Origin of the sequence: Ignatzschineria sp. RMDPL8A, assembly GCF_029815055.1 — a bacterium.
In the GTDB taxonomy this organism is placed as follows: Bacteria; Pseudomonadota; Gammaproteobacteria; order Cardiobacteriales; family Wohlfahrtiimonadaceae; genus CALZBJ01.
The window spans coordinates 786,966-807,539 of the sequence record NZ_JAPPWA010000002.1 but is presented as its reverse complement, the minus strand read 5'-3'; the positions used below and the strand labels follow the sequence as shown (position 1 = coordinate 807,539).

The window sequence follows — 20,574 nt, the reverse complement described above, 5'->3', positions numbered from 1 at the left end:
TTCTGCTTTTTAGCAAGACTCCGATCGAACGTTTATTCTCAAAAACTGATATACTTTTCTCATCGTTTTTCAGCAATTTAATGGAATAAAAACAGAGTATGGCGCAGGAATTTAAAGTCTATTTAGTGGGAGGCGCGGTGCGTGATGCATTGCTTGGACACCCGTTTCATGAGCACGATTGGGTCGTTGTGGGCGCGACGCCTGAGATGATGCTCGAAAAAGGCTTTAAACAAGTGGGGAAAGATTTCCCGGTCTTTTTGCACCCGAAAACCGGGGAAGAATATGCCCTTGCTCGCAGTGAACGGAAAACGGCAAAAGGCTATCACGGCTTTGAGATTGATGCCTCGCCAAACACTACATTAGAAGAGGATCTCCTCCGCCGCGATCTCACCATTAATGCCATGGCTCAAGATGAAACGGGGAATTTGTTCGACCCCTATCACGGCGCGGACGATCTTAACAATCGTATATTACGCCATGTGAGCGATGCCTTCATTGAAGATCCGGTGCGAGTACTTCGCCTTGCACGATTTTACGCGCGCTATCAGCCCTATGGCTTTACCGTTGCCGATGAGACAAAAGCGTTAGTTAAAATAATGATTGATTCCGGTGAGCTCGATGCACTGGTGCCGGAGCGCATTTGGCAGGAGCTTGTGAAAGCGCTATCTGAGGATCAGCCCCAAGCCTTTTTCTACTGTTTAAAAGAGCTCGGTGCGCTAGAAACGCTATTTCCGGAGGTCCATGCTCTTTTTGGCGTACCGCAAACGGCGAAATATCACCCTGAAATTGATTCCGGCATCCATGTAATGATGGCGCTTGAGCAAGTTGCGAAGATTACGGGCGATCTTCCCACCCGTTACGCTGTGCTCTGCCACGATTTTGGCAAGGCCGTGACCCCGACTGATGAATTACCGAGCCATAAAATGCACGAAATTCGCGGCGTGCCGATTACGAGAGCCTTTTCGGAGCGGTTACGGGTGCCCAATGAGTATCGCGATATCGCACTTAAGGTGACTGAACACCATCTCATCATGCATCAACTGCTCAATGTTCGCCCAAAAACGATCTTAAAACTGATTTTAAATCTTGATGGATTTAGGCGGCCAATCAATGTAGAACGCTTTATAAATGCTTGTTTAGCTGACGCGCGCGGACGCCTTGGGTTGGAAACGCGAGAATATCCGCAAAAAAACTATTTACAAACCATTTTTAATGCACTACAATCACTCCCCATCAATGAGGCGATTCAGTCTTGTGAACCCAAAGAAATTCCATTGGTAATTGAACGACTTAGGTTACAACGAATCAGTGAAATGATTAAAAGTTACACACCCTCTTGACGAATGATGGCTTCGGCTATATCATACTAATCCTTCCTTCAACGGAAGATCAAAAAAACGGGGCATAGCGCAGTCTGGTAGCGCATCTGGTTTGGGACCAGAGGGTCGGGGGTTCGAATCCCTCTGCCCCGACCATTTTGATTTGATTAGTAACTCAACTTGGCCCTTTAGGGTTGTAAGGCGCTCGTAGCTCATCTGGATAGAGCATCGGCCTTCTAAGCCGAGGGTAGCAGGTTCGAGTCCTGCCGAGCGCGCCACTCAAATCTGCAAAAATTCGACTATGGTGGTCGTAGCTCAGTTGGTAGAGCCCCGGATTGTGATTCCGGTTGTCGCGGGTTCAAATCCCGTCGATCACCCCAATTCTCCCTCCTTATATATTTCTATATAAACTTCCCTCTCTAATCTATTCTCCACATCCACATATTGTTATTTTTGTACGACAAACCAAGATCGTCTTGCGTGTTGTTTTTTGCCGTCTATCGTTTATCTCCTCCCCTTGCACTATCTCCCATCTCAATTATTGTGATCACTTATTGCGGAAATCTCTAAGTCTTCCGAATCTTTTGGGGTTTTCACCGCGATTACTTCCCTATTTCTAATCTTTCCGTGATTTTTGCGCACGTTTATTGCTATTCACTCCGATAATTTTCGAGCAAACTTAAGATTTTCTATAGAATATTTATAGAGTTATCCATAAAAAAATTCACTATTTACATGCCTTTAATCCGCTTAACGTTTATTAATGTTTGTAAAATAGACGATCAAAATCAATCGATTAATTGATATGTTACATGTTGCATACCGTTAACTTAGATCAATAAAAAGAGGTGATTAACATCATCTTACGATTAAAATACATTTCTTGATTTTTTAGGAATGTGCTATTGTCATAATCGATGACGGCCAAAACGTACACCAAAATCTAAATAATAAAGTTCGTCATCGGTAATCAATATTTATAGTTATAGTGAATGGAGTAATTAATGAATAAGTTAATTAATAGGCTAGTCATGCCGCTTGTTTTTGCGTGCGGTGGAATGCTCGGCGTTGCAAATGCGGACCCGATCGTAATTAAATTCTCACACGTTGTTGCAGACTCAACCCCGAAAGGTCAAGGCGCACAGCTCTTTAAGAAATTGGCTGAAGAGCGTTTAGCCGGTAAAGTAAAAGTTGAAGTCTATCCAAACTCATCGCTTTATGGTGATGGACAAGAGATGGATGCCCTCTTACTTGGAGACGTGCATATTCTTGCGCCCTCGCTTGCAAAATTTGAGCACTATCAGAAAAAAATTCAGCTCTTTGACCTTCCATTCCTATTTGACGACATGGCAGCCCTTGATCGCTTCCAACACAGTGACGCCGGCCAAGGCTTACTGAAAAGTATGGAAGATAAAGGCATCACCGGTCTTGCGTACTGGCACAACGGTTTAAAACAGCTTTCAGCAAATAAAGCCCTACGTGTTCCACGTGACGCGCGCGGTCTAAAATTCCGTGTACAAGCCTCAGCAGTTCTTGAAGAGCAATTTAAAGCGCTCCGTGCAAACCCACGTAAAATGGCGTTTGCAGAGATGTATCAAGGCCTTCAAACCGGCGTTGTAAACGGTGCTGAAAACCCTTATTCAAACATCTATTCACAAAAAATTCATGAAGTTCAAAAGTACATCACTGAATCAAATCACGGTACTTTAGACTACATGGTAATCACAAATACAAAATTCTGGGACGGTTTACCAGAAGATGTTCGTACCGAGCTTAAAGCGATTATCGATGAAGTATCGATCGAAGTAAACGCGCAAGCGAATGCGGTAAACGAAGGTGATAAACAGCGCATTTTAGATGCGGGCACAACTGAAATTATTACGCTCACCAAAGAAGAGCGTGAACAGTGGCGTGATGCAGTTCGCCCGGTTTGGAAAAAGTTTGAAAATGAAGTCGGCGCGGATTTAATTGAAGCGGCGGTAAACTCAAACAACCAATAATGTAGGTTAGCGCACAACAACAGTTCATCTTGTTAGATGAATCAATGATAGCCCCTTTAATCCCTGTATTAAGGGGGTTATCGCGTTTTTGTGTGCGTCAAGCAATCTGTAAGGGGAACTCACCATGTTTATGAACATCTACCGGTTCATGGATAATTTATGGCAAAAAACTGAAATTTTTATGACGGTTTTTATCCTAACATCGATGACACTGGTTACTTTTATCTACACCATGCTCAACAATCTCTATATGCCATTTTATAAATTGGCGGACTGGGTTGCGGGCGATGAACCATCTAAACTGGAAGATTTTTTATTAGATGCCGGCGATTTCATGATGGAATCGGCGAGCTCGTTTAGTTGGTCAAATGAATTTACAGCGGCCTGCTTTGCCTGGCTTATCTTCTTCTGTATGTCGTACGGCGTGCGTATCGGCGGCCATATCGGCGTGGATGCACTCGTTAAACTTTTTAGCACACCGGTAAAACGCTTCTTTGCTTATTTAGGCTTAGGCGCTTGTCTTTTATACGGCGGGATTATGCTCTTTGCGAGTATCGACTGGGTCTTAAACTTCTACCGTTTAGGCACGCTTGCCGAAGGGCTTGACCGCTTTGGCGTAATGCGTTGGCAGATCTCCATCATTGTTCCGATCGGATTTACGCTCCTTATTTTCCGCTATATCGAAGTGGGCTATCGCATTTTTACCCACAAACAAGACACCCTCGGGTTAGCCGACGAAGCGGCCGATGCCATTGATGAGTTGAAAAAAAGCCAAGCAGAGGAGCTTAAATAATCATGACTGTACTATTTCTATTTGTCATCCTCTTTGCACTGATGCTGATCGGCGTGCCGGTCGCGATTTCACTCGGGCTTTCAAGTGCATTGACCATTATGTTTTTTAGCCCCGACTCACCCCGTGGCTTAGTGATTAAAATGTTCGAAACTTCCGAACATACAACGCTTCTCGCGATTCCTTTCTTCTTAATTGCCGGCGCATTTATGACCACAGGTGGCGTTGCTCGTCGTCTTATCGACTTTGCAAACACCTGCGTTGGCCATATTCGTGGCGGTCTTGCCATTGGTTCAGTACTCGCTTGTATGCTCTTTGCGGCACTTTCAGGCTCAAGTCCAGCTACCGTTGCAGCCGTCGGATCAATTGCGATTGCGGGAATGGTTCGTTCAGGCTATCCACAAGAATTTGGGGCAGGCATTATCTGTAACGCGGGAACCCTCGGAATCTTAATTCCTCCTTCCATCGTCATGGTTGTTTACGCAGCGGCGACGGAGCAATCGGTCGGTAAAATGTTTATCGCGGGAATCGTACCCGGTGCCCTACTTGGGGTTGCGTTAATGGTGGCGATCTATATCGTCGCGCGCATTAAAAACTTACCGGCTCAACCTCGCGCAAGCTTCAGAGATTGGATCGTCTCCTTTAGACGCGCCCTCTGGGGACTTCTGTTAATGGTGATTATCCTCGGCGGGATCTATTCTGGGATGTATACTCCGACAGAAGCGGCGGCGGTTGCGGCCGTTTATTCCGCGTTTATCGCGCTCTTTGTCTATAAAGATATGCGCATTCGCGACTTCCCGAAAGTGATGCTCGACTCTGGAAAAATGACGGTTATGCTGATGTTTATCATCGCCAACGCTATGCTCTTTGCCCACGTTTTAACCACTGAGCAAATTCCACAAATGATCGCAGCATGGGTGACCGATATGGGGCTATCTCCATGGATGTTCCTGGTGATTGTGAACATTGTGCTCTTAATTGCGGGGAGCTTTATGGAGCCATCGGCGGTGATTTTAATTCTCGCGCCAATCTTCTTCCCGATCGCGATGGAGCTTGGCATCGACCCAATCCACTTAGGAATTATCATGGTGGTTAACATGGAAATTGGTCTGATTACCCCGCCTGTAGGGCTCAACCTCTTTGTGACCTCAGCGGTTACCGGCATGCCGATCACCCGCACGATTCGCGCAGCACTACCATGGTTAATGATCTTGATTTTCTTCTTACTCTTAATCACCTATATCCCTGCCATTTCGCTCACTTTACCCGAGCTATTAAATGCAAAATAGGTATTAATCTTAAGAGGATTAGCATCATCATAAAAGAGTCACTTCGGTGGCTCTTTTTTTATTGCCACCCTACATTAAGGTGATCGGATATATTTAGGAATTTGATTGGGATTTCCTAAACTTCACGCTAAAATACCCCCATTCATTCATGCTTTTTGCTTCTTACTGATCGGATAAAAAATGACTGTTCTAACCGCTTTTCGTAGCAAATATTTTGTGCTCGCGCTTCTCTTAACGCTCTTGATTACAAGTTGCGCGCACTATAACGATTCAGTCACCGAGATAGAGATTCCCGCCCATATCAATGCCAAATCGATTCCCACCTTTTTAGTTCCTGAACCGATCAATCCGGAAGTGATTGTCTTTGAAAATGGTGATCGCTACGCGGGCGATGTGGAAAATGGTGTTCCGAACGGCATTGGAAAATATCGCTATAGCGACGATTCTCCCTTTAGCGGTACGGTCATTGTAGCCGGATTTATCGATGGCGTTGCCGAAGGCGAAGGCCGCATTGTGACCCCTCATTCGGTGTATACAGGTTCCATTAAACACGGCGTTCCCGATGGGATGGGCACCTCAGTCTCAGCACTTAGCCGATATGATGGGCAATTTGTCAATGGTGTCATGCATGGTTACGGGCGCATGGATTATGCCGAAGGACGCTATTTTGAAGGGCTTTACGAAAATGGCTACGCTAAATCCGGCACCTTCTATCTCCCTGAACTGGGCACTTTTAAAGGCGAGATCAAAGCCGGAAAACTCTTTGGCACCATCACCTATTTAGACGGCACCACCGAAGCGGTACAAAATATCCGCATCGATTAATCCGCGCGCATTTCCTATAATGATCTTTTACCGTACAGAAAGGAGATCACCATGGAATGCTATCAATTTACCGATAATCAATTTATAACATCCGATGTCGATACGGCGACCTTGCGGTGCATTCCCTTTGATCAACTCGAAACGGTGGCGTCTGAAAACGGCTGGCCGAGCACGATGATTACCGAAGTTTTGAACGCTAAAAATGATGCCTATGTCGAGCGGTATCGCGACCATATGCTCTTTAGCCTTACCATTAAAAATCATACCCAGCTTGAGAAAAATGAGGAGCTCGTCTTTATTAAACATGCGCAATCGGCGCTCCTTTTTTATGATGAAACGCTCCGCACGCCGCAAGATTATATTGAAATTATTAATTACGTCTACAGCCAAATCGGCGACGTTGATGATGCCAATCTCTTAATTCCCTATGCGCTCACTCGCTACGATCTTCTTACCGATCGCACCTTTCTCCGCGATCTTGAAAACACCATTTTAGAGCTTGAACTTTCACTTACTAGAGAGCCTAAAAACCCAGAAGAATCGATTCTCTCGCTTCGAAAAACGCTCTCCATCTACAAGCATCACTATATGTCCTTAATTGATCTCTTTGAAGATATTACCGACGATTACCGCGAGCTTTTAACCCTTGAGGCCGCCCGCGATTATCAGCGCATCCTCAACAAACTCAATCGGCTCTATAAATATACGACGATGCTTGGTGAATATGTGTCGCAAATTAATGATCGCTACCGCGCTCAGATCGATCTTAATCTCAATAAAACGATGAAAACCTTCACCATTTTATCCGCCGTTTTCCTGCCTCTGACCCTCATTGTCGGCTGGTATGGCATGAACTTCCAAGGCATGCCCGAGCTTGAATCAAAATATGGCTATCTCTATGTGATTATCCTCTCCATCTCGATTCTAATCGGCTCACTGCTCTATATTCGCCATCGCGGATTTTGGGATTAGTTCGCCCCATAAAAAAGCTTTTTAACTGCCGATCACCTGCTAGTCATCTAGCCAATCATCAGAGTTAAAAAGCATTCAACGATGGAGTCTAATTTACACAGCGCACTACCGAGAGGAGGTAGCGCAATCAGTGCAAACTACTACAATCAACGTTCATCATAACTAATCACTAACGTTGAGGTGGCCGGTCGTGATTGGCACGTTAACGCATACCCTTTATCTACCTCATCGGCCTCTAAGGTAAAGTTCTTATCCATGGTGATTTTCCCTTGTAAGACTTTGCCTCGGCAGGTACTGCAAACCCCCGCCTTACAGGAAAAAGGAACATCCAACCCTTCGGCAATAAGTGCATCTAAAATCACATCTTCATCGCTAATGTGAAGCGCATGCGTAACGCCGTCTAAAATAACGGAGATTGCCACATTTTTCTCTTTGGGCGCCTCGCGGATAATATCGGATACGACGCTATTTTTGGTATGATGCTCAGGATCAAACGCCATGAAACGCTCGCTATAGACACGCTTTTTTGGCACGCCAAGCTCAATTAAAGTTGCCTCCACCTCATCGATCATTCCTTCAGGCCCGCAGATAAAGACCTCATCCATACTCTTAATGGGGAGTAAAGTATCGACGATCTCTTTGACTTTAGAGGCAGTAATTCGCCCCTCTAACAGTGGCACTTCTTGCGCTTGACGTGAGAAAATGTGGATCAGAGTTAAGCGATCAGCAAAACGATCTTTCAAATCTTGCAATGCCTCATTAAACATCACTGTATTGACGTGACGATTGCCATATACGAGCGTAAATTTTGCGATAGGGTTTTCCTCAAGTGTCGTCGCAATGATCGCTAAAATGGGGGTAATTCCCGATCCCGATGCAAAGCCAACTCGGTGCAATGCGCGCTCTTTTTTAACCACAAAGCGGCCACTTGGAGGCATTACCTCAAGGGAAATTCCGGGTTTAAGGTGCTCATAGGCCCAATTCGAAAAGAGTCCCTCTTCAATGGAACGAATCCCAATACTCACCTCATTTTGCGTCTGCAAGCGACTGCGTGGACTGCAAATGGAGTAGGTACGGCGTACCTCTTCATCTTGAATATCGGTTTTAAGCGTTAAAAACTGCCCCGCTTTAAAATCAAATTGATCTTTGATCTCATCGGGTACAAAAAATGTTACCGCGATGGCATTATCCGCTTCAATATTGACGGCTTTCACAGCTAATTGATGAAAATGAAATGATGAAGTCATCTTCATACCTCCTTTGTTAAATTATTATTGTTTTTAATGAGGCTTAAAATAATCGAATGGCTCGTGGCATGTTTGGCAACGATAGAGCGCTTTACACGACGTCGAACCAAATTCAGACGTTACAACCGTATTGTTTGAACCGCAATGGGGACACTCAACAGACTCTGTCTCATAATGCCGTTCAAAATGGACGATCTGAATGGTTTTCCCACACTGTTTTTCTGGAGGCGCAATGCCATAGGCTTTAAGTTTTGCACGGCCACTCTCTGTCATCCAATCGGTGCTCCAAGCGGGCGATAATACCGTTTCAACGCGCACATTTTGGATCGCATTTTTTGCAAGCTCTGCAACAATATCATCCTCGATCTGCTCCATTGCGGGGCAACCACTGTAGGTGGGCGTAATCACCACAACCCACTCGCCATTATCATAGGAGACCTCTCGTAAAATACCGAGTTCACGCAGAGAGATCACCGGGATTTCAGGGTCTTTGACCGCCTCTAAAATCGCCCAGATTTCGGTAATCTCTGACGCATGTCGGTTCATCTCGTTTGCAATCATACTCATCACCAATTTCCATCAGGATAACTCCGAGCCACATATTGCATCTCGGCTAATAAAGGACCTAAATACTCAGAGTGGTAGCACACTTTCCCTTGGGTAATAAAGCCCGTAGCCTCGGGGAGCGTTAAGGTTGACGCGGTAACGGTTGTGCTCACCGCCTCCTCCCAGCTCGCTTTTAAGGTTGAAGGCAGCACCCCAAATCCTTCCAAATTTGCGGCCGTTTCAAAGTCTGCATCTTGCCAAAACTCCTGCGTATAATGAAAAAGTGCATCTAACGCCGATTGCATTTTCTGATGAGACTCCTCTGTGCCATCGCCTAAACGCTGCAACCATCCGCTTGAATGCCTCAGGTGATATTGCGCCTCTTTAATGCTCTTTTCGGCAATCGCTTTTAAGGTTTCATCGTTGGAATCGCTCAGCTCATTCCAAAGCAAGACCATCAAAGTGCTATACAGATAGTTGCGCACAATGGTGTAGGCGTAATCTTTATCGGTCGTCATATAGGAAGAGTATGCAATATGATGCGGTAATTCCAATAACGTATAGTTACGAAACTCCCGCTCGTGCCGAAAATAGGCTAGCGTATCTTCCGTTACCTCGTCTGCTCGCAGCGTTGCCGCATATTGATAGAGCATACGCGCCTGACCAATCAGATCTAGGCTGATATTGGCCATCGCAATATCCTCTTCAATCACCGGACCTTGCCCGCACCACTCCGCATTACGTTGCCCCAAAATAAGGGCGTTATCCGCCAAATGGAGGAGATATTCATATTTCATGCGATCCCCTTCATTCACTAAACTGTTTCCGTGATTATTCGTCTTTTTCATTACATGTACCCCACTTTTTCTGGAATGGTGTAAAACGTTGGATGACGATAGATTTTGTCATTTGATGGGTCAAATAATTCACCTTTTTCATCGGGCTGGCTTGCGGTAATCAGTTTAGAAGGCACCACCCAAATGCTTACCCCCTCTTGGCGTCTTGTATAGACATCGCGCGCCATCTCAAGCGCTTGAACCGCATCGGAGGCATGAAGACTGCCACAATGTTTATGCTCCAATCCTTGTTTACTGCGAACAAATACTTCCCATAAAGGCCACTCTTTTAATGCAGGTTTCATACAAATTCTCCTTTGGATATATCTCTATTTTTATTGTTTTTAGTTTGTATTTTGGTTTTATTTAGATAGGAAGAGAACCCCCTTCTTATCCCGCCATCTCTGTGGCTGATGCGTCTCTTTGAGCGTTTTTTTCCGCATAGGCAAGTGCCCCTTCGCGAACCCACGCACCATTTTCATAGGCTTTCACGCGCGTCCGTAAGCGGTCGTGATTGCAAGGCCCCTCGCCTTTTACTGTTGCCCAAAACTCATCCCAATCGATCTCGCCAAAATCATAATGGCCCCGCGCTTCGTTCCATTTAAGATCCGGATCGGGAATAGTAATGCCCAATACTTCCGCTTGAGGCACGGTTGCATCGACAAACTTTTGGCGCAGATCATCATTGGTAAAACGCTTAATGCCCCACTTCATCCCGAGCGCACTATGGGTACTTTCACTATCGGGAGGCCCAAACATAGCAAGGCACTTCCACCACCAACGATTCACCGCATCTTGCACCATTTCGTGCTGTTCAGGCGAACCCTCCATAAGCGCTAATAATGCCTCATATCCTTGGCGCTGATGAAACGATTCCTCCTTACAAATCCGGATCATCGCCCGCGCATACGGCCCATAAGAACAGCGACACAGGGGAATCTGATTCATAATCGCCGCCCCATCAACAAGCCAGCCAATCACTCCGACATCTGCCCATGAAAGCGTTGGATAATTGAAGATGGAACTATATTTTGCCCGCCCACTGTGAAGCTGTTCAATAAGCTCATCACGGCTAATGCCTAAGGTCTCCGCCGCGGAATAGAGATAGAGCCCGTGCCCACCCTCATCTTGCACTTTGGCGATTAAAATCACTTTGCGTTTAAGGCTTGGCGCGCGCAAAATCCAGTTCCCTTCCGGCAACATTCCCACCACTTCACTGTGTGCATGCTGACTAATTTGACGAATTAATGTTTTACGATAGGCCTCTGGCATCCACTCTTGTGGCTCGATTCGACCATCGGCATCAATGCGTGCTTGAAAATGCTCAAGCTGTTTAGGATCTTCATGAACGGCCGCTTTTTCAAGGGCTTGAACCTGCTTATCCTCTGGAATACTTAATGCTTGTGTATACATCGATTCCTCCTTATCGGTTTCGATTAATGATGATTAATAATTGTTTTTGTTGTTATGGTTTTTAATCTTAAGAATGGATCCAATTGGGCGATCGCTTTTCAAAAAAAGCGTCCATTCCTTCTCGCGCTTCATCGGTATTTCGTTGCGCTGTGATCCGCTTTGCTGTTGCCTCAATCACCGCCTCATCAAGTGGCATATTGCCAATACTCTGAATCAGTTCTAAAGCCGCTCTTTGGGCACGTGGACCTCCGATTTTAAGGGAGTCGGCCATGCCTGTGATCGCCTCATCAAGGGTTTCTAACGGCACCACCTGATGAATAAGATGGATGCGCAACGCCTCATCGGCACTGATGATTTCAGCCGTTTGGAAATAGCGCATCGCCTCTCGCCCCCCAATAGCTCGGAGCACATAAGGGCTAATCACCGCCGGGATAATGCCAAACTTCACCTCCGATGTAGCAAATCGCGCATTCTCCGCTGCAATTGCAATATGACAGGCGGCAGCCAGCCCCGTCCCGCCTCCTAACGCCGCGCCTTGGATTCGAGCAATCGTCGGTTTGGGAAAATGGGCTAATTGATAGAGCATCGAGGCAAACCGTTTCGCATCCGCAAGATTCTCCTCATCGCTCATCATCGCCGCACGCTTCATCCAATTGAGATCTGCCCCTGCAGAAAAATGCTTTCCGCGCCCCGCTAACACCAAAATTTTAGTCTCGGCATCGGATTCAAGCTCGGTTAAAACCGCCGATAATTCAGCAATTAAGCGCTCATCAAAGGCGTTATAGACCTCTGGGCGATCCATCCATAGCGTGGTTACGCCGGATTTTTTTTCAACCTCTAATGTTTGATACACATCCACCCCCTGCTTATCGATTGGTAAATTGCGCTTTACGTTTTTCTACAAAGGCGCGCATCCCCTCTTTTTGATCCTCAAGGGCAAAGGAGCTGTGAAATAGGCGCCGTTCAAACCAAAGCCCATCAGAAAGCCCGCTCTCAAAGGCACGATTGACCGACTCTTTGACCATCATGAGCGCGGGAAGCGAGTGTTCCGCCATCTTTTTAACGATGGTTAAACTCTCATCATAGTGGGTTGCAACGGGGAAAATACGTGCTACAAGCCCTGCCTTTTCAGCCTCTTGGGCATCCATAAAACGCCCCGTCAAACAGAGATCCATCGCTTTAGCTTTACCAATCGCTCGCGGTAATCGTTGCGTCCCTCCAGCGCCCGGCATCGTTCCAAGTGTAATCTCAGGCTGGCCAAATTTAGCGGTATCACTTGCAAAAACAAGGTCGCACAGCATCGCAAGCTCACACCCGCCACCTAAGGCATAGCCCGAAACGACAGCAATTAGAGGTTTACGCGCACGCTTAATACGATTCCAATTGTGGCTGACAAAATCGATCTGATAGACATCTGCAAAGGAAAATCCGAGCATCTCATCAATATCACCACCGGCGGCAAAAGCCTTTTCAGAGCCTGCAAGTACGATGCAATGAATGGCATCATTGGCTTCAAATGCCTCTACCGCATTGGCGATTTCACTCACTACCGCATCATTTAAAGCATTTAAAACCTCGGGGCGATTGAGCGTAATAATGCCCACTTTTCCATCCTGCTCAATTAAAATTGAGGATTCGTGATTGTGATTCATACTGCCCTCCTACACCCGCTCAATAATGATGGCGATTCCTTGCCCAACCCCGATACACATCGTGCAGAGTGCATAGCGTTTTTGGGTGCGAATCAACTCATACATCGCCGTTGTGACAAGTCGTGCGCCACTCATTCCAAGAGGGTGCCCCATCGCAATGGCACCACCGTTGGGATTAATGCGCGGATCATCATCGGATAATCCAAGCCCGCGAATCACCGCTAGCGATTGCGCCGCAAATGCCTCATTAAGCTCAATTAAATCGATATCATCTAAGGTCAATCCTGCTTTTTCCAATACCGCCTCGACCGCAGGGATCGGGCCAATTCCCATCACCTCTGGACGAACGCCGCGAGCCGCCATCGCTACAATTTTGGCTTTAGGGATTAGGCCATAGCGCTCTACCGCATCGTTTGAGGCGATTAAAAGCGCGCACGCACCGTCATTAATGCCTGACGCATTCCCCGCAGTCACCGTTAAATCCGCGCCATTAACGCCTTTTAGACGCGCCAATTTTTCTAAATTAGTATCGGGGCGAGGATGCTCATCTTTATCAAATAGATAAGGCTCTTGCCTTGGGCGCTCAATGGTTACCGGAATAATCTCATCTTGAAATTTTCCTGCTTGTTCGGCAGCTACCCACTTCTCTTGAGAGCGAAGCGCAAACAGATCCTGATCTTCTCGCGAGACGGTAAACTCAGCGGCAACATTATCCGCCGTTTCCGGCATGGTATGCACACCAAAGGCTGCCTCCATCTTAGGATTGGGAAAGCGCCAACCAATGGTGGTATCGTACAATTCAGCTGCTCGGCCCCAAGCCTTTTCCTGCTTCGCTTGCACAAAAGGCGCGCGGGTCATGCTCTCAACGCCGCCCGCAATTAAGAGCTCTGCATCGCCAGCCTTAATCGCACGAGCCGCCATCCCCACCGCATCCATTCCGGAGCCGCATAATCGATTAATGGTCGTCCCAGGAACCTCAAGCGGAAGCCCGGACAGTAATCCGGCCATACGCGCCACATTGCGGTTATCTTCACCGGCTTGATTGGCGCACCCTAAAATAATATCTTCCACCGCTTTCCAATCGACATTCGGGTGACGTTCTTGTAGTGCGATTAACGGAAGCGCCGCCAAATCATCGGCGCGGATGGAGGCTAATGCCCCACCATAACGCCCAATCGGAGTCCGGATCGCATCGCAAATATAAGCCTCTTTAATCATGCTCATAGTACTGCTCCATTTGCCGCATAAATATGACGATGATCCACCACACGTTTAGCTTTACCCTCAGAGCGTGGAATCGAGCCAAATGCAACAATATCAATGTTTGCCGAAACGCCGACATTATTTTTAATGAGGCGCTGTAAGTGGCGCGCAATTCGGCGGGTATATTGAGGATTATTAAAGAGGGCTTCATTAATCTGTTTGAGTTCGCACTTCACCTCAATCGTATCTAAAATGCCATCACGATTGACCTCGATAAGGTAGTTGCCAGAGAGCTCTTGCGTTTGCAAAATATACTCTTCGATCTGCGTTGGGAACACATTCACCCCGCGGATAATCAACATGTCATCAATGCGCCCTGCCATTGGACCAATCCGTCTAAATGCCCGTGATGTTGGCGGTAAAACGCTGGCTAAATCGCGCGTTTGGAAACGAATCACCGGGAAGGCCTCTTTAGTGAGAGAGGTAAAGACAAGCTCACCGACCTCACCATCTGGCAATACCTCGCCGGTTTCAGGATCGATCACTTCAACTAAGAAATGATCTTCCCAAATCACAGGGCCATCTTTCGATTCAACGCACTCTGAAGCAACGCCCGGCCCCATCACTTCAGTGAGTCCATAGATATTGAGCGCATCAATGCCTAGTTGCTCCTCCAGAGCGTTACGCATATCACCGGTCCACGGTTCTGCGCCAAAAATTCCAATTTTTAAGGGAATGTCTGATGGTGAAAAACCCTGACGAATCAACTCTTCCGCCACCACGAGTGCATATGATGGCGTCGACATTAAAATATCGCTCTTAAAATCCACAATCGATTGCACTTGACGCTCAGTATTCCCGCCAGAAATCGGTACAACCACCGTTCCTAAGCGTTCACCGCCATAATGGGCTCCAAGTCCCCCAGTAAATAACCCATAACCATAGGCATTTTGTAAGGTATCGCCCGGACGGCCACCCGCCGCATAGATCGAACGCGCAATCAGGTCTGCCCAATGGTCAATATCATTTTTGGTATAGCCCACCACAATGGGTTTTCCCGTCGTTCCTGAGGAGGCGTGTAGGCGCACAATTTTCTCTTTTGGCACCGCAAATAGGCCGTAGGGATAAGTTTCACGGAGCGACTGTTTATTCATCGTTGGAAATTTTTTGAGATCCTCCAACGTCTTTAGATCATCTGGATGCACACCGGCTTCATCAAATCGCGCACGGTGATAAGGAACATTGTTATACGCATTGTGGAGCGTCTCTTTTAAACGCGTTAATTGGAGCGCGGTAATCTCATCGCGACTTGCGTGTTCAATTGCGTGTAATCCTAATGGTTTATCCATGATATCGTCCTCTTTGTCATTATTAGTATTATTCTTATAAGTCTTATTAGTATTGTTATTATCGTGATTACGACTACTTTTAAACCGTGGTTTAATCGTGCTTAAGGCGAGCTACGCCTCAATATAAAGGCCCGGAATAGTGCGGCTTTTTCCTCGAAAAACGGCGATAATTTGCTCGTTTTGATTGGTTACGACAACGTCATAAATGCCATTTCGCCCCGCCTGTACCGTCGTTTCTGCCCGTGCAGTTAATTGGTCTCCTAAGAAGGCGGGCGCCATAAAATCAATGGAACATCCCGAGCTCACCATTTTCTGATTACGATTATTGCAAGCATAGGCAAAGATCGTATCGGCAAAGCTGAAGATAACGCCACCGTGACACGTTTGATGGCCATTTAACATAAAGCTCTCAATCACCATCGTGCCGATTGCCTCACCCGGTGCGGTGTTTAAGAGTTCAACCTTCAAATAGGTTGGAAAATTCTCATGGTCACGCATGATCGAAACGCACGCTTCCGCCGTGGCTTGAGGGCTCTCTAATATCTCATTAGGTTTCATCATAAAAGGGTCTCCCTGAATATAAATAGTGCTGTAACAGTGGGGATAATCGATAACGAGGATCACCGTAACGCTGATGCAGATTGTTTAATAGATCGCATAGGTAGCCTGTACCGATCTGATCCGCCCAATCAAACAGGCCTTGGGGATAATTCACCCCTAGCGTCATCGCGGTATCGACCTCTGCAATCGTGCTCACGCCTTGATGAACTGTGTCGGATGCTTCATTGACGAGCATTGCAACGGTTCGCATCACCAGCATCCCCGGCAGATCATCAAGCTCAACAACATTAAACTCAAGTGCCGTTAACACCGCTAACACCGCTTCAAAATTAGCCTCAAGACAGTTCTTGCTGCGGCTCACTCCGATCGATTTCGCTTCTCTATAATCCCTTGCCAAATCAAGCATGACCACAGATTGGGTTTGGCGCGTATACGCCACTTCCGTTGCGGTAATGCCTTTTGTAATAAAGCATTCAGCCTCACCGATTGTCATAAAAGGTGCCGACTCATCGGAAATGGTCTCAATTAAATGAGGCTCAACTCCTGCTCTGTTAAAACGCTCGATCCACGCCGTATAAAAAGGGGAGAGCTGATTGAGTCTGATCGCCGGTAAAACGCTCTGACTCACACGCTTTTGGGCAGACTCCCGCTGATCGGCAATCACTTTTCGAAGCGCACCACCACTCTCTTTTTCGTAACGGTAAAATCCTCGCCCCGTTTTTCGCCCATAAAACCCTGCATCAACATAGGATTTTTGGATCAGCGATGGGGTAAAACGTGCATCGTAATAAAATGCTTGCCACACCGATTCCGTCACACTGTAATTGACGTCATTGCCAATCAGATCCATTAGCTCAAAAGGCCCCATCTTAAAGTTGCCACTCTCTCTAAAGAGCTGATCAATTTCCGCCACATGAGCCTTTGACTCTTGCATCACGCGGAGCGCCTCAGCATAAAAGGGACGCGCCACTCGATTGACAATAAATCCCGGTGTTGATGCTGTATGAACGGGCGTTTTACCACACGCTTCAGCGGTTTTATAGAGTGTCTCGGCAATCGCTGGATCAGTTGCAAGCCCGGATACCACCTCCACCAGTTTCATCAACGGGGCAGGATTAAAAAAGTGCCAGCCCGCAAGGCGCTCCGGATGTGCCAACGCCGATCCAATCGCGGTAATTGAGATCGATGAAGTATTGGAAGCCAAGATCGTCTCGTTATTCACAATTTCCTCAAGTCTCTTAAATAAGGTCTGCTTAACCTCTAAATTCTCGACAATCGCTTCAATCACCAGCTCTGTTTTATGAAATGCCTCTAAGGTGCTGACGACTTGAAGTGATGCAAGCGCTCGGTTTTTCTCTTGAGAAGAGAGAATCCCTTTTTCAACAAGGCGCGCAAGCCGTGCCTCAATGGAAGCTTCCGCACGAATCGCACTCGATGAGGATTGATCAAACAATAAGACCTGATAGCCCGATTGCAGGAGTACTTGGGCAATGCCTTCCCCCATCGTTCCGGCACCAATCACGCCCACAGACGCGCCTAATGGTAATGTTTCAATGGTATTTGTCATGATCACGCCCCCTTAAAACTTGGTTTGCGCTTCTCAATAAATGCAGTAACGCCTTCGCGGTAATCATCGCTTTGACTCAAAATCCCCATCGCCCGGGCTTCATCATCCAGTTGTTTTTCAAGCGAGGTATAAGTGGATCGCTCCATTAAATGACGAATTTCAACAAGGGCTCTCGTTGGCATCGTAGCGATCTTATGCGCTAATTCCGCCACCACTTCCTCAAATCGAACCTCATCCACAGCGCGCCAGATCAGCCCCCACGCTTCGGCCTCTTCTGCACTCAACTTTTCCGCCAACAGCGCAAGCCCCATTGCTCGAGCACTGCCCACAAGCCGTGGCAAAAACCACGTTCCGCCGGTATCAGGAATCAATCCGATTTGGGAGAAAGCCTGAATAAAGGCGGCGGACTTTGAGGCAATCACAAGATCACATGCAAGGGCTAATGAGGCGCCCGCACCAGCCGCAACGCCATTGACCGCCGCAATCGTAGGAATATTTAACGCCCGAAGATTTAAAATTAACGGCTTATAGAGCGATGTCACCAGCGCTTCAAAATCAGGCACCTCACCGGCATCATTGAACTGCACCGCCGGATCAGAGAGATCTTGCCCTGCGCAAAATCCTCTCCCTGCACCTTTAATCACCAACGCCCGCACCGATGAATCGCTAGCGATCGCCTTAAATACCTGCTGAATCTCCTCATGCATCGTGCGATTAAAACTGTTGAGTTTATCGGGGCGATTGAGAGTTAATGTCGCAACGCCACCGGAGACGCTATAAAGAATGGTGTCATAACTCATACCGCCTCCTGGGTGTGATAACGGCGCTGTATCACCCGAAAACGATTGGCCACAAAGGCTGAATCTGCATAGGAGGCATTCGCCGCAGGATTCCCACCGGTGCCGTGATAATCAGAGTAGGCCGATGATTGATTCACAAACACCCCTTCCGTTAAGTTGATCGAAAGTGCCACTTGGCTCTCAAGCGTTGCCTCAATCACTGCCTCAATAATCGGCTCTTTAGTGCTATAAAGCCCCACCGTTAACGCCCCTTTCTCACGGGTTAAGCTTTTAGAAAGCTCAATCCCCGTCTCAATAGTGTGCGTACTAATGACAAAACTAATCGGCCCAAACTGCTCTTCGGCATAATATTGATTCTCATCGGTCACTTTGAGCATCACCGGCGAATGAACGCGCGCACCTTCAAATTCTGGATGCGTTAACGCCTCAGATCTAAGAATCACCTCGCCCCACTTACCTGAATTGGCAGTCTCTATTCGTGCCACCGTCGCTTCAGATCCGATCGCGCCGAGCACCGCAAATGCCACCTCAGGTTTTGATAAAAATTTGCTTACCGCCGCAGATAGATCGCTCGCCACCTCATCAAAAGTTTTATGCCCCTCATCGGTATCAATCCCCGTTTCAGGAATAATAATCGCCTGCGTTGTGGTACACATCTGCCCTGAGTAGAGCGAAAGCGTGAAAGCGAGATTGCGTAACATCGCTTTATATTGATCGGTGGACTCAATAATGACGTGGTTCACCCCCGCAAGCTCCGCATAGACATGCGCTTGAGTGGCATTCTCAATGAGCCAATTTCCAAAGGCATTATTCCCCGTGTAATCGATCGATTTAATCTTGGGGTGAGTCGCAAGCGCGCGTATTTTCTCGTGATCTTCCTCGATGGAGAGCGCGACTAAATGCGGATCAAGACCATACTCTTTTAGCACCTCTTGAATCACTCGAATCGTCATCGCTACCGGTAAAATTGCATTGGGATGGGGCTTTAAAATCACGCCATTTCCCGTTGTCAGCGAGGCAAAAAGACCTGAGTAACTATTCCATGTCGGAAACGTTGAGCAGCCCAAAACAAGGGTAATACCGCGCCCAACAATCTCATAATGTTTTTTCATCACAAGGGAGGGATGCTTCCCTTGGGGTTTCACCCAAAGCGTCTCTGTAGGAATAAAATCTTGCTCGCGATAGGCATACGCCACCGCCTCAAGGCCACGCTCTTGCGCATGTGAACCACCCGCTTGGAAGGCCATCATCGAGCCCTGACCGGATGTCATCATTACCGCATGGCCAATCTCAAAACTTTTCTGATTTAGGCGCTCCAATATCTCAATGCAGATGGCTGTACGCGCCTCATATCCGATCGCTTGCCACGCTTTCATCGCTTGAGTACTTGCCTCAATTAGTGCCTCGTGATCCGAAATGGGATAGGAAACCCCTAAGGCTTGACCATAGGGAGATTCTTCCGATCCGCCCCAACCAGTGATTCCAACCTGATCGATCTCAAAACGCTGATTCAAAAGGGCATCAAAGGCTTTCTTCCCATCCTCTGCGGCAGTTTCTCCGTAGGTGGAACGGCTTGGCATTTCACTATAATGTGCCCAGAAATGACGTTTCTCAATCGCATCAAGCGCTTTCTCAAGAATCGGTTTATGCGTATCAAACAGAGCTTTTGGCATTCTAGTTCTCCTCAAATAATCGTGTTGTCATCATGTTGACCCGTTTTTTAAGGTAAAATCGTCCTCTCCTTGAGTAAGTCATTTTTTACAAGGATTTAAAAAGCAGGTTCTATGATGTTTAGATGATTTCAGTTATGGATGAAATCGGTTATGTATCGTGTATCGTTTGTTATTATTGTTTTAATCTATTTTTCTAAAAGGCCACGGCGGACTGCCCGCTTGAACTTAGTCTGACGACGTTCTGGGCAATCACCCCTTTGACCTAAGTCAGTTTCATCCTAGTAATTTTGTTTTTTCGCGTCAATCATTATTATTTGCAATTCAATAGGATAAATGCCACAGCAATGGTATTTTTCAAGGCTATTATGGTACTTTTCATTCAAATTTTGATCGGATTTAAGCCCCGTATCTGAAAATTGATAGTACTTTCCGAAGGTTTAATCACGTTTTTCTACTATTAGTTTTTTCGTTAATATCAACCCAAATTCGCATCCTCTTTGGCGATAATCGTCTCGCCTAATCACTCAAAATG

At 46.8% G+C, this 20,574-nt stretch carries 18 protein-coding genes, 3 tRNA genes and 1 pseudogene; 9 read left to right on the top strand and 13 right to left on the bottom strand.

Going from position 1 to position 20,574, the window contains the following annotated elements; translation table 11 throughout:
- Positions 1-98: 98 nt before the first annotated feature.
- The 9 genes and pseudogenes from OXI21_RS05225 to OXI21_RS05185 all read left to right on the top strand — a co-directional run bounded on the left by OXI21_RS05225 (position 99) and on the right by OXI21_RS05185 (position 7,195).
- Positions 99-1,340: a multifunctional CCA addition/repair protein gene (locus tag OXI21_RS05225; protein WP_279618506.1), complete on the top strand. Its 1,242-nt coding sequence runs from the start codon at positions 99-101 to the stop codon at positions 1,338-1,340.
- A gap of 58 nt (positions 1,341-1,398) precedes the next feature.
- Positions 1,399-1,475 (top strand) — tRNA-Pro (locus OXI21_RS05220).
- Positions 1,476-1,520: 45 nt separating this feature from the next.
- A tRNA-Arg gene (locus OXI21_RS05215) sits at positions 1,521-1,597 on the top strand.
- 26 nt (positions 1,598-1,623) lie between these two features.
- A tRNA-His gene (locus OXI21_RS05210) sits at positions 1,624-1,699 on the top strand.
- 696 nt (positions 1,700-2,395) lie between these two features.
- Positions 2,396-3,319: pseudogene (locus tag OXI21_RS05205) on the top strand (TRAP transporter substrate-binding protein); the annotation flags it as partial.
- Between the two features lie 181 nt (positions 3,320-3,500).
- Positions 3,501-4,112, top strand: a complete 612-nt coding sequence (locus tag OXI21_RS05200) for a TRAP transporter small permease (protein ID WP_279618504.1) — start codon at positions 3,501-3,503, stop codon at positions 4,110-4,112.
- A 2-nt stretch (positions 4,113-4,114) separates the two neighbouring features.
- Positions 4,115-5,398 carry a C4-dicarboxylate TRAP transporter large permease protein DctM gene (dctM, locus tag OXI21_RS05195; protein WP_279618502.1) on the top strand — a complete coding sequence of 428 codons (1,284 nt, stop codon included), beginning with the start codon at positions 4,115-4,117 and terminating at the stop codon, positions 5,396-5,398.
- 180 nt (positions 5,399-5,578) lie between these two features.
- Positions 5,579-6,223, top strand: coding sequence for a hypothetical protein (locus OXI21_RS05190; protein WP_279618501.1), 645 nt, complete (start codon positions 5,579-5,581; stop codon positions 6,221-6,223).
- 51 nt (positions 6,224-6,274) lie between these two features.
- Complete coding sequence (locus tag OXI21_RS05185) at positions 6,275-7,195, top strand: CorA family divalent cation transporter (protein ID WP_279618500.1); 921 nt, start codon at positions 6,275-6,277, stop codon at positions 7,193-7,195.
- Positions 7,196-7,341: 146 nt separating this feature from the next.
- On the opposite strand, the gene OXI21_RS05180 is transcribed toward OXI21_RS05185, so the two are convergent.
- The 13 genes from OXI21_RS05180 to paaN form a co-directional block, all read right to left on the bottom strand.
- Positions 7,342-8,442 (bottom strand): 2Fe-2S iron-sulfur cluster-binding protein, encoded by a 1,101-nt coding sequence (locus tag OXI21_RS05180; RefSeq protein WP_279618499.1) that lies wholly within the window; start codon positions 8,440-8,442, stop codon positions 7,342-7,344.
- A 33-nt stretch (positions 8,443-8,475) separates the two neighbouring features.
- A complete protein-coding gene (gene paaD / locus OXI21_RS05175) occupies positions 8,476-9,009 on the bottom strand; it encodes a 1,2-phenylacetyl-CoA epoxidase subunit PaaD (protein WP_279618498.1) in 534 nt (177 codons plus the stop codon).
- Positions 9,009-9,836, bottom strand: coding sequence for a 1,2-phenylacetyl-CoA epoxidase subunit PaaC (paaC, locus tag OXI21_RS05170; protein ID WP_279618497.1), 828 nt, complete (start codon positions 9,834-9,836; stop codon positions 9,009-9,011). The genes paaD and paaC overlap by 1 nt, the downstream gene beginning before the upstream one ends.
- On the bottom strand, positions 9,836-10,129 hold the full coding sequence (paaB, locus tag OXI21_RS05165) for a 1,2-phenylacetyl-CoA epoxidase subunit PaaB (protein ID WP_279618496.1): 294 nt from the start codon (positions 10,127-10,129) through the stop codon (positions 9,836-9,838). Before paaB ends, paaC begins: the two co-directional genes overlap by 1 nt.
- An 85-nt stretch (positions 10,130-10,214) precedes the next feature.
- Positions 10,215-11,237 (bottom strand): 1,2-phenylacetyl-CoA epoxidase subunit PaaA, encoded by a 1,023-nt coding sequence (gene paaA, locus OXI21_RS05160; RefSeq protein WP_279618495.1) that lies wholly within the window; start codon positions 11,235-11,237, stop codon positions 10,215-10,217.
- A 67-nt stretch (positions 11,238-11,304) separates the two neighbouring features.
- The gene (locus tag OXI21_RS05155) at positions 11,305-12,090 is read right to left on the bottom strand and encodes an enoyl-CoA hydratase-related protein (protein WP_279618494.1); all 786 of its coding nucleotides are present in this window, start codon (positions 12,088-12,090) and stop codon (positions 11,305-11,307) included.
- A gap of 13 nt (positions 12,091-12,103) precedes the next feature.
- Positions 12,104-12,889 carry an enoyl-CoA hydratase gene (locus tag OXI21_RS05150; protein WP_279618493.1) on the bottom strand — a complete coding sequence of 262 codons (786 nt, stop codon included), beginning with the start codon at positions 12,887-12,889 and terminating at the stop codon, positions 12,104-12,106.
- A gap of 9 nt (positions 12,890-12,898) precedes the next feature.
- Positions 12,899-14,104 carry a 3-oxoadipyl-CoA thiolase gene (gene pcaF / locus OXI21_RS05145; RefSeq protein ID WP_347815511.1) on the bottom strand — a complete coding sequence of 402 codons (1,206 nt, stop codon included), beginning with the start codon at positions 14,102-14,104 and terminating at the stop codon, positions 12,899-12,901.
- Positions 14,105-14,109: 5 nt separating this feature from the next.
- Positions 14,110-15,441: a phenylacetate--CoA ligase PaaK gene (paaK, locus tag OXI21_RS05140; protein ID WP_279618491.1), complete on the bottom strand. Its 1,332-nt coding sequence runs from the start codon at positions 15,439-15,441 to the stop codon at positions 14,110-14,112.
- A 111-nt stretch (positions 15,442-15,552) separates the two neighbouring features.
- The gene (gene paaI / locus OXI21_RS05135; RefSeq protein WP_279618490.1) at positions 15,553-16,002 is read right to left on the bottom strand and encodes a hydroxyphenylacetyl-CoA thioesterase PaaI; all 450 of its coding nucleotides are present in this window, start codon (positions 16,000-16,002) and stop codon (positions 15,553-15,555) included.
- Positions 15,989-17,569 (bottom strand): 3-hydroxyacyl-CoA dehydrogenase, encoded by a 1,581-nt coding sequence (locus OXI21_RS05130; protein WP_279618489.1) that lies wholly within the window; start codon positions 17,567-17,569, stop codon positions 15,989-15,991. The genes paaI and OXI21_RS05130 overlap by 14 nt, the downstream gene beginning before the upstream one ends.
- 2 nt (positions 17,570-17,571) lie before the next feature.
- On the bottom strand, positions 17,572-18,369 hold the full coding sequence (locus OXI21_RS05125) for an enoyl-CoA hydratase-related protein (protein WP_279618488.1): 798 nt from the start codon (positions 18,367-18,369) through the stop codon (positions 17,572-17,574).
- Positions 18,366-20,042 carry a phenylacetic acid degradation protein PaaN gene (paaN, locus tag OXI21_RS05120; RefSeq protein WP_279618487.1) on the bottom strand — a complete coding sequence of 559 codons (1,677 nt, stop codon included), beginning with the start codon at positions 20,040-20,042 and terminating at the stop codon, positions 18,366-18,368. The genes OXI21_RS05125 and paaN overlap by 4 nt, the downstream gene beginning before the upstream one ends.
- Positions 20,043-20,574 lie beyond the last annotated feature (532 nt).

Bases quoted from the DNA above. Each gene is read 5' to 3' on its own strand.
- OXI21_RS05200 (WP_279618504.1), top strand. From the start codon at position 3,501: ATGACGGTTTTTATCCTAACATCGATGACACTGGTTACTTTTATCTAC.
- OXI21_RS05125 (WP_279618488.1), bottom strand. From the start codon at position 18,369: ATGAGTTATGACACCATTCTTTATAGCGTCTCCGGTGGCGTTGCGACA.
- paaI (WP_279618490.1), bottom strand. From the start codon at position 16,002: ATGATGAAACCTAATGAGATATTAGAGAGCCCTCAAGCCACGGCGGAA.
- OXI21_RS05150 (WP_279618493.1), bottom strand. From the start codon at position 12,889: ATGAATCACAATCACGAATCCTCAATTTTAATTGAGCAGGATGGAAAA.
- OXI21_RS05130 (WP_279618489.1), bottom strand. From the start codon at position 17,569: ATGACAAATACCATTGAAACATTACCATTAGGCGCGTCTGTGGGCGTG.
- paaD (WP_279618498.1), bottom strand. From the start codon at position 9,009: ATGAGTATGATTGCAAACGAGATGAACCGACATGCGTCAGAGATTACC.
- OXI21_RS05185 (WP_279618500.1), top strand. From the start codon at position 6,275: ATGGAATGCTATCAATTTACCGATAATCAATTTATAACATCCGATGTC.
- OXI21_RS05180 (WP_279618499.1), bottom strand. From the start codon at position 8,442: ATGACTTCATCATTTCATTTTCATCAATTAGCTGTGAAAGCCGTCAAT.
- OXI21_RS05190 (WP_279618501.1), top strand. From the start codon at position 5,579: ATGACTGTTCTAACCGCTTTTCGTAGCAAATATTTTGTGCTCGCGCTT.
- OXI21_RS05225 (WP_279618506.1), top strand. From the start codon at position 99: ATGGCGCAGGAATTTAAAGTCTATTTAGTGGGAGGCGCGGTGCGTGAT.
- paaC (WP_279618497.1), bottom strand. From the start codon at position 9,836: ATGAAAAAGACGAATAATCACGGAAACAGTTTAGTGAATGAAGGGGAT.
- paaB (WP_279618496.1), bottom strand. From the start codon at position 10,129: ATGAAACCTGCATTAAAAGAGTGGCCTTTATGGGAAGTATTTGTTCGC.
- paaN (WP_279618487.1), bottom strand. From the start codon at position 20,042: ATGCCAAAAGCTCTGTTTGATACGCATAAACCGATTCTTGAGAAAGCG.
- dctM (WP_279618502.1), top strand. From the start codon at position 4,115: ATGACTGTACTATTTCTATTTGTCATCCTCTTTGCACTGATGCTGATC.
- paaA (WP_279618495.1), bottom strand. From the start codon at position 11,237: ATGTATACACAAGCATTAAGTATTCCAGAGGATAAGCAGGTTCAAGCC.
- paaK (WP_279618491.1), bottom strand. From the start codon at position 15,441: ATGGATAAACCATTAGGATTACACGCAATTGAACACGCAAGTCGCGAT.